This is a genomic window from Oleiphilus sp. HI0123 (assembly GCF_001635315.1).
Window position 1 is genome coordinate 1 of sequence record NZ_LWGE01001560.1, and the last position, 1,204, is coordinate 1,204.

Sequence of the window (1,204 nt, forward strand, 5' to 3'; positions counted from 1 at the left end):
TACCAAAAAGACCATGAGCAAGGTAAGCAGAATACTGCTGAAACGTTTACTTTCACCAGCTTCTTTCGTCCAAGGTAGATTTAAGCGGTCTTGTGGAAAAATCATCCCTACCCCTTACCTTCAAGCTTTCTTGATACAGCCAGGGAAACCCGGGTATAGCTGGCGGCAGTACAAGTTGCCATAATCTTTTTTAACAGCTTATAAGGCACGTTTTTATCTGCGATTAAAGTAACAGGGTATCCATCACGAACATTCTGCAAAGACTGATTTTTACTTGCTTGATAGTCCAGCTCTGACTTTAAGCCAGGAAATAGACCGTCATCTGAAACCTCACTAATGCTAGATACTACCCGCCCCTGAACAAGGATATTGCTGCCACTTACAGCAATTACGATATTTTCCTTAGGCTGCTGCTTAGCCACCGACAGCGGCAACTCAACAGACTTATCCTGCTGAAGTACTTTTACATCTGAAGAGTTCACCATCAGAAAGAAAACTAAAATGGTAAAAATATCCATGAGTGACACAAGGTTTAAGCCACCGGTTTTATGCATTCGTCGGTAATGACGTTGCATCCTCTTCGCTCTTCTGGATAGTTTCATGGTGTCGCCCCCCCACCAGTACTTTCAACATCCAAAATGGGTGCGTCACCAATAGATATATCGGGGAAAAGCTCTGCATTAACAACACTTGCTGCAACAACAGTCTCATAAGAGCGAGTTAAATCCATGGCACTAACAAGAGTTTGATAATTTATCTCTTCGCCCAAAAGCAATGTGATATCAGTCTTCTCAGGGAACCTGTTTTTTAACTGCTTAAGGACTTTCACTAAGGAATCAAAGTCGTAACCTTGCTCACTACTCTGAATCTTTCTTATTAAACCCTGTTTCGTATCAGCCAATGTCAGGCTGTTTTTACGTATTATTAGTTGCAGTTGCAATTCTTCGGAATTATCTGGGAGTTGCGCATCGTCCAGTACTGGAAAATTAAGGTCTAATACTGCTGTTTGAGAAAAAACCATACTTAATAGCAATACCGGCACAAGTACAATCATGAGATTCATGAACGCAGTGATGTCCAATTCTGCCTGCTGAACAAGCTTTCTATGCTTCCTTCGTGCCATATATATATCGCTAGTTAGTAATACCGGTTAGTTATCTATCTTTTGAATAAATAAACTACTGTCAATTGAGTTCATAAAAAA

At 40.6% G+C, this 1,204-nt stretch carries 2 protein-coding genes; both read right to left on the reverse strand.

Annotated elements, in window-relative coordinates; translation table 11 throughout:
- Nucleotides 1-107: 107 nt before the first annotated feature.
- Nucleotides 108-602, reverse strand: a complete 495-nt coding sequence (locus A3761_RS20905; protein ID WP_068509548.1) for a biopolymer transporter ExbD — start codon at nucleotides 600-602, stop codon at nucleotides 108-110.
- Nucleotides 599-1,123, reverse strand: a complete 525-nt coding sequence (locus tag A3761_RS20910) for a biopolymer transporter ExbD (RefSeq protein WP_068512655.1) — start codon at nucleotides 1,121-1,123, stop codon at nucleotides 599-601. Before A3761_RS20910 ends, A3761_RS20905 begins: the two co-directional genes overlap by 4 nt.
- Nucleotides 1,124-1,204: the final 81 nt, after the last annotated feature.